The 6740-nt window shown below is 63.1% G+C and carries 8 protein-coding genes; 3 read left to right on the forward strand and 5 right to left on the reverse strand.

Features of this window, described 5'->3' with window-relative positions; translation table 11 throughout:
• Both ACY693_RS12595 and ACY693_RS12600 read left to right on the forward strand, forming a co-directional pair.
• On the forward strand, nt 1-499 hold a 499-nt coding region (locus ACY693_RS12595; protein ID WP_462322176.1), incomplete at its 5' end, for a UbiA family prenyltransferase.
• A 39-nt stretch (nt 500-538) separates the two neighbouring features.
• Complete coding sequence (locus ACY693_RS12600) at nt 539-1216, forward strand: thiol:disulfide interchange protein DsbA/DsbL (RefSeq protein WP_462322177.1); 678 nt, start codon at nt 539-541, stop codon at nt 1214-1216.
• 57 nt (nt 1217-1273) lie between these two features.
• On the opposite strand, the gene ACY693_RS12605 is transcribed toward ACY693_RS12600, so the two are convergent.
• The 5 genes from ACY693_RS12605 to hemA all read right to left on the reverse strand — a co-directional run bounded on the left by ACY693_RS12605 (nt 1274) and on the right by hemA (nt 5676).
• Nucleotides 1274-1819, reverse strand: a complete 546-nt coding sequence (locus tag ACY693_RS12605; RefSeq protein ID WP_462322178.1) for a hypothetical protein — start codon at nt 1817-1819, stop codon at nt 1274-1276.
• A 231-nt stretch (nt 1820-2050) separates the two neighbouring features.
• On the reverse strand, nt 2051-2461 hold the full coding sequence (locus tag ACY693_RS12610; protein WP_462322179.1) for a hypothetical protein: 411 nt from the start codon (nt 2459-2461) through the stop codon (nt 2051-2053).
• A 13-nt stretch (nt 2462-2474) separates the two neighbouring features.
• A complete protein-coding gene (prmC, locus tag ACY693_RS12615; RefSeq protein WP_462322180.1) occupies nt 2475-3251 on the reverse strand; it encodes a peptide chain release factor N(5)-glutamine methyltransferase in 777 nt (258 codons plus the stop codon).
• Nucleotides 3252-3322: 71 nt separating this feature from the next.
• Nucleotides 3323-4402, reverse strand: a complete 1080-nt coding sequence (gene prfA / locus ACY693_RS12620; protein ID WP_462322181.1) for a peptide chain release factor 1 — start codon at nt 4400-4402, stop codon at nt 3323-3325.
• Entirely contained in the window at nt 4402-5676 is a 1275-nt protein-coding gene (gene hemA / locus ACY693_RS12625) for a glutamyl-tRNA reductase (RefSeq protein WP_462322182.1), read from the reverse strand. The genes prfA and hemA overlap by 1 nt, the downstream gene beginning before the upstream one ends.
• A 209-nt stretch (nt 5677-5885) precedes the next feature.
• Here hemA and ACY693_RS12630 point away from each other — a divergent pair.
• Nucleotides 5886-6740 (forward strand): tetratricopeptide repeat protein (locus ACY693_RS12630; RefSeq protein ID WP_462322183.1); only part of this gene is annotated, 855 nt, incomplete at its 3' end.

The following is a 6740-nucleotide window of genomic DNA, read 5'->3' on the forward strand; positions in this document are numbered from 1 at the left end:
CTATCCCTTCATGAAGCGCGATACCCCTGTCCCGCAGCTGTTTTTGGCGGCGGCCTTCGGCTGGGCGGTGCCGATGGCCTTTACCGCGATTCAGGAGAGCATCCCGCTCTATGCCTGGGTGCTGTTCGTCGCGACCGTGATCTGGGCGCTGATCTATGACACCGAATACGCGATGGTCGACCGCGACGACGACCTGAAGATTGGGATCAAGTCGAGTGCGATCCTGTTCGGGCGCTGGGATCGGCTCATCGTCGGCATGCTGCAGCTCCTGATGCTACTGATCCTGGTCTGGGTCGGTCTGCAAGCCGGACGCGGCCTGGTCTTCTTCATCGGCCTTGCGGTTGCTGCCGGACTCTCCATCTACCAGCAGTGGCTGATCAGCAACCGCGAGCCTGGGCCCTGTTTCGAAGCCTTCCTCAACAACAATTACTTCGGCATGGCCGTGTTCGTTGGCCTGGTGGTCGATTACCTGCTGACGCCGGCGGCGGTCGTCGGCTGAACCCAAGACCAATGAGAATGTAAACTGATTGGAGGAGTCATGTCTTTGCGAGCCAAGATCAACCGACGTCTGCAGCATCCGCTCTTGCTCGTTGCTTTCGTCTGCACAGCTGCACTGCTTAGCCTGGGAGGAGGCTCGGCACTGGCAGCGGTCAGCTTTGATGAAGGGATCGAGTACAAGCGCGTGGCTGAGCCTAAGCGCTTGGAGCCAGGAGATGATGTCGAGGTCCTGGAGCTGTTCTGGTACGGCTGTCCGCACTGTTATCAGCTCGAGCCGGCCATTGAGCGTTGGCTCGAGAATAAGCCGGATGCTGTGAGCTTCCGGCGCTTGCCGGCGGCTGCCTCAATGCGTTGGATTCCGCATGCCAAGGCCTACTTTGCCGCTGAGCAGCTCGGCGAGCTGGACAAGCTGCATGAGCCCCTGTTCAAGGCGCTGCATGAGCAACGACGGAAGATCTTCACCGATGAGCAGCTGATCGCCTTTGCCGCTGAGCAGGGCATTGATGAGGAGGCCTTTCGCGACGCCTATCAGTCATTTGCTGTGGATGCGAAGGTGCGGCAGTCGGCCGAGCTGGTGCGTCGTTATCAGCTCTCTGGCGTGCCGGCAATCGTCGTTAATGGAACCTACATCACCGACGTTACCGAGGCCGGCGGCCGCGACGAGCTGTTCGAGCTCGTGAACTTCTTGGTCGAGAAAGAGCAGGCCGCGGCGGATTAACCGATACGGCGTAGGTGCCCGCTTGACCTAAGCGTCCCTGATCTAAGATTCTCTGATCTAACTGGGGGCTTGACCAACGTCTTGCGTCGTCGACTCGTCGATTTGCTTCGCGTCCGGGTTCGGGAAGCGCTCGACGACCCAGACCGGAAGCTTGGCTTGGCTGGCATTGTAGAGGGCATCGGACTCGACGATGATCAGCACCAGTACGGTGACCATGACCGGCAGGATGCCTACGCCAGCGACCAGCGCGATCGCCGCCTCCTTCATCATGCCGCCATAGACATGGCCGGCCCAGCCTAGCGCGATGGCGATCATCAGCAATGACAGCATGCCGATGAAGATGCGGCTGCGCCGAGCGCAGACCTGCCAGTGGCACATCACATACCAGGGATCACGGCCAACCGAGCGCCGTGCGCGCCAGAGCGTGAAGCCAAGGATCGAGAAGGAGATTGCCGGGATGATCGCCATCACCCAAGGGAAGGTGCCGGCAATACCCCCAGCCGCCACCGCCATCAGGATGTGGTTGCCAATCAGATTGGTGAGGAAGATCTCGTGCGGGATGTTGGCCTTCTTGATCTCGCGGTCGCTGACGTCAAAGCGCATTGGGGGCTCGGCTGGCTTTCGGCAATCGTTCGATCATATAAGACCTGGCTAATGCTGTCACTGGCCGTCGATCGGGAGCAATGGGGCCGCAGGGAGTGAATCCTGCGGCGCTTCCCTTGCGGCGATCAGGCGAGCTAGACCTATCCCGAAGTTGTGCTGCGTCAGAGCGAGCCGCCGCGCGTCGGATCGCCAAGAGTCAGAGCCCAGGGTCAGAGCGCCAATGTTGGCCCATTAGAGATACCGACGCCAATGCTCCGGACGTGGGTCACGGCAACCATGCTCTAGGCTCTCCCAGCGCTGAGCGAAGACGCGCTTGGTGGAGTTGGTGTCGCTGCGGCTATAGCCGTGGTTCTCACGGTAGGTGCCTTCGGTGTAGTAGTAGAGCGAGCGCTTCAGTCTGAACAGCAGTGCACCGTCAAGGTGCAGACCGAGCTCGGCGAGTGCGCCTTCGATCTCTTCGAGACAGGTCCTGTGTAGATCGTAGGTCAGATCCAAGACGATTGGCGACGCAGGCTCGGCACGCAGCACGCCGTCGACGTCCGCAAGGAAGGTTGCCGCGGTCTGGGCGTCGTTGCGCTCTGGGTGTAGGTCGCGAAAATGGACCTGGCGTTGTTTGATGCGGTCGGGATCGGGTGTTTCCATAGCGAGAGTATGCTTAAGTCATTGGTCGCTGATCAAGGTGTTGGTTGTTCTGATGCGCATAGCGTGCCCGGGTCACGCGCTCCCGGCCAGCGAGATCGCTTAGGGTCTCAATCGACTTGAGTCCCCGCGCCTGCATCAGCCCGCGCAGACTAGGGCCTTGATCCCAGCCATGCTCGATCGCGAGCAGACCGCCAGGCCTCAGGCAGCGCGGCGCATCGGCAATGATGCAGCGAATCGCATCAAGACCATCCTCGCCGGACACCAGAGCGGCAGCTGGCTCGAAGCGCAGATCCCCTTGGGTGAGATGTCGGTCGTCGTGACGAACATAGGGTGGGTTGCTGAGGATGGCGTCAACAGAGGCCGTGGCCAGGGCGCTCGACCAGTCGCCATGCACAAGGTCGAGATTGTTGAGCCGAAGCTGCTCAACATTGAGTGCCGCGACCGCGAGTGCCTCGGCATCGCGCTCGATACCGATCAGGCTCCACTCGGGACGCTCATGAGCCAGGGCTGCGGCGATGGCCCCACTGCCGGTGCCGAGGTCGGCAACGCGCAATGCGGCACTTGCCGGCAGGCTGTCGAGTGCCTGCTCGACTAGGGTTTCGGTTTCGGGACGGGGGAGGAGTCTGCTCAAGCGCGCGTCTGACCTGGCGATCAACTGGCTGCGCGCAAGTCCCGTGACTGCGCTTAGCAGCAGATCGGCTTCGAGCGCCGCGCTGCTGTGGCCGCTGGCGGCCAGGCGCATGCGTGCAGAGCGGCGAAGCTCGTGAATACAGGGTTGCGGTGCACTCATGCCAGCAAGACCTCGCAATGTCGGACTGGCAGCTGAATAACGCAGTGAGGGGGGTGTCAGAGCCGATCAGCTCAGGCCGTGGTCAGCTCGGCGAGCAGATCCGCCTGGTGCTCGCGCTGCAGCGGCTCAACAACCTGCTCCAGATTACCCATCATCACCTCATCGAGCTTATAGAGGGTCAGGTTGATGCGATGATCGGTGAGTCGGTTCTGCGGGAAATTGTAGGTTCGGATGCGCTCGGAGCGGTCGCCGCTGCCGACCTGAAGGCGGCGTGAGGCACTCTGCTCGGCGGTCTGCTCGTCTTGCGCGGCGGATAGCAGCTTGGCCTGCAGCAAGGCCAGTGCCTTGGCGCGGTTCTTGTGCTGTGAGCGCTCATCCTGGCATTCGACAACGATGCCGCTCGGCAGGTGGGTCAGGCGCACGGCGGAGTCGGTCTTATTGACGTGCTGGCCACCGGCACCAGAGGCGCGGTAGGTGTCGACGCGCAGGTCGTTCGGGTCGACGTTGATCTCATCGACTGAATCGACCTCGGGTAGGATGGCGACGGTGCAGGCCGAGGTATGGATGCGGCCCTGGGATTCGGTCTCGGGCACCCGCTGGACGCGATGGGCGCCCGACTCGAACTTGAGCCGTGAATAGACGCCGCTGCCGCTGATGCGGACCGCAACCTCTTTGTAGCCGCCCATCTCACCCTCGCTGGCGCTGATGATCTCGTGGCGCCAGCCTTGGAGCTCCCCATAGCGCAGATACATGCGCAGCAGGTCCCCGGCGAACAGGGCCGCCTCCGCACCGCCGGTGCCGGCGCGCACCTCGAGATAGATATTGCGATGATCGTTTGGGTCGGGCGGGATCAGCAGCTGGTTGAGCTCGGGCTCGAGCTGCTCACGCTGCTGCTCGGCGGCGTTCAGCTCCTCGCGCGCGAGCTCGGCCATCTCCTTGTCGGCGAGCATCTCCTGTGCGGATTCGATCTCGGTCTCGAGGTCAAGGTAGCGCTGCCAGCAGTCGATGACCGGCTCCAGCTGCGCGTACTCGCGGCCGAGATTACGAAACCGGTTTTGGTCTGACTGGACCTCGGGCTCGGCCAATAGAGCGGTGATCTCGGCGAAGCGCTCGGCAAGCCGATCCAGCTTGCCGCGAATGGATGGGTTCATCAGTGACCGCTATCTTGAGCCTGCGACAGCTGGAACAGCTCGTTGGCCGCGTCCAGTAGCTCCGATTGCCCCTCGCGACCGGCCTGGCGCAGGCGCACGCTGGGCTCATGCAAGAGCTTGTTGGTGAGTAGGTGGGCGAGGTGGCGCATGACCTCCTGAGGAGGCTTGCCCGCGGCCAACTGGCGGGCGGCTCGTGAGACGGCCTCGTCGCGAATGCATTCGGCGCGCGCACGGTAATCCTGGATGAGAGAGACGGCGTCCAGCGAGCGCACCCAGGCCATGAATTCGGTGCAGTGTAGGTCGATGATCTCGACCGCCTGCTCGGCGGCATGGTTGCGCGAGCGCATGCCTTCATCAACCACGCCCTGCAGATCGTCGACGGTATAGAGATAGACATCGCGCAGCTGTCCGACCTCGGGCTCGATGTCGCGCGGCACCGCGATGTCGACCATGAACATGGGTCGATGTCGACGCTGCTTGAGCGCGCGCTCGACGGTGCCCTTGCCAAGCACCGGCAACGGGCTGGCGGTCGAGGAGACGACGATGTCGGCCTCGGGCAGGTGGCTGGCCAGCTCGGTCAGCGAGATCGCGTAACCGTCGAACTGAACCGCGAGCCGATGGGCGCGATCGACAGTCCGGTTGGCGACGATGATGCGACCGATCCCGTGCTGGTGCAGATGACGGGCGGCGAGCTCGACGGTCTCACCAGCGCCGATCAACAGCGCGGTCTGCTTGGAGAGGTCACTGAAGATCTGCCGGGCTAGGCTCACCGCGGCGAAGGCGACCGAAACCGGGCTGCTGCCGATGGCGGTATCGGTGCGCACCTGTTTTGCGACCGCGAAGGTGCACTGGAAGAGGCGTCCGAGCAAACGGCCACTGCTGCCGCCCTCGCAGGCGGTCTTGAAGGCAGCCTTGACCTGGCCCAGGATCTGCGGTTCGCCGAGCACCATCGAGTCGAGACCGCAGGCGACCCTAAACAGATGGTTGACGGCGTCACGGTCTTTGTGGATGTAGAGGTGCTGTCCGAACAGCTGCGGCTCGATGCCGTGAAAGCTGCCTAGCCAGTTGCGCACCGGGGCTTCGAGATCGCGCGTGTCGGCGGCGCAATAGATCTCGGTACGGTTGCAGGTCGAGAGGATGATGGCCTCATCGGCGGGGCTTTGCTCGAGCAGGGTGCGCAGGGCAGCGACGATGACATCGGGGCCGAAGGTCAGGCGCTCACGGATGTCGACAGGCGCCGTTTTATGGTTGAGTCCGAGTACGATCAGTGGCATGGCGGGATCGAAGGGCTTAGCCGGTTGTCTGCATGTACCCCGCTCCGCGCAACGGCGATGGCGGTGCGTTGGGGCCGCGATTGGTTGCTTTCCGCGATAGGAACTGCATGAGTATACTGCGATCGAAACACATATCCGGCTGATCGCGGTCAACCATCTGCCTGCACCTGTCTATGCGCTATCGAACACGCCCTCTCTCGCTCACGCTCTTGCTGCTCACTCTGGTCGCCGGCGCAAGCAACGCCGATCAGCCTGGTCCGGCTGGTCCAGTCGACGGGAAGCCAACCGCTTCCGAGGCAAGCTCGACGGCTGCGCCGGACGCTGAGGCCGTGACGGATGCGGCGCCTGACTCAAAGCAGTCCCAGGAGTTGATCTCCCAAGACTTGATCCGCCAGGAGCTGCCCCCCAAGGAGCTAACGGCTGAGCTGGTTTATGCCGCATTGGTCGCCGAGATTGCGCTTCAGCGCGACGATTACGAGGGCGCCTACGAGCATTTCCTAAGCGCAGCGGAGCTGGCAGCGGAGGCGAGCCTTGCTGAGCGCGCGGTGCGCTCGGCCTTGAATGCCGAGCGACCGGAGGCCGCGCGTCAGGCGCTCGACCTCTGGGTCGAGCTGGAGCCCGATGCGCCTAAGGCACATCAGCTGTCGGCGTTCCTGGCGCTGGAGTCCGGTGAGCGCGCGACGGCTTTGGCGTCATTGCAGCGCGTGATCGAGCTCGGAGGCGTTCCGGGTCAGGGCTATATGCAGGCCGCGCAGATCCTGGGCCGACTGCCTGAGCCGAGCGACCGCTTAGCGATGATGCGCGAGCTGGTCGCCATGTTGGATGCCGGCGCCGATCCCGATGCCCAGTTCGCGCTGGCCACCCTTGCTGCAGCGGCTGGTGAGGATGAGACCGCGGCGGAGCTTGCCGAGCGTGCGGCGGCACTGCGACCGGACTGGACTGAGCCGCAGCTGTTCTTGGTGCGTCTGTTGGTCTCTCGAGAGCAGCCTGAGAAGGCACAAGCCGTGCTCGAGCGCTACATCAGCCAGCATCCTGATGATGCCGAGCTGAAGCTAATGAAGGCT

This window comes from Halochromatium sp., assembly GCF_054919635.1.

Coding starts and splice junctions, on each gene's coding strand:
- ACY693_RS12600 (WP_462322177.1), top strand. CDS start 539: ATGTCTTTGCGAGCCAAGATCAACCGACGTCTGCAGCATCCGCTCTTG.
- ACY693_RS12605 (WP_462322178.1), bottom strand. CDS start 1,819: ATGCGCTTTGACGTCAGCGACCGCGAGATCAAGAAGGCCAACATCCCG.
- ACY693_RS12610 (WP_462322179.1), bottom strand. CDS start 2,461: ATGGAAACACCCGATCCCGACCGCATCAAACAACGCCAGGTCCATTTT.
- prmC (WP_462322180.1), bottom strand. CDS start 3,251: ATGAGTGCACCGCAACCCTGTATTCACGAGCTTCGCCGCTCTGCACGC.
- prfA (WP_462322181.1), bottom strand. CDS start 4,402: ATGAACCCATCCATTCGCGGCAAGCTGGATCGGCTTGCCGAGCGCTTC.
- hemA (WP_462322182.1), bottom strand. CDS start 5,676: ATGCCACTGATCGTACTCGGACTCAACCATAAAACGGCGCCTGTCGAC.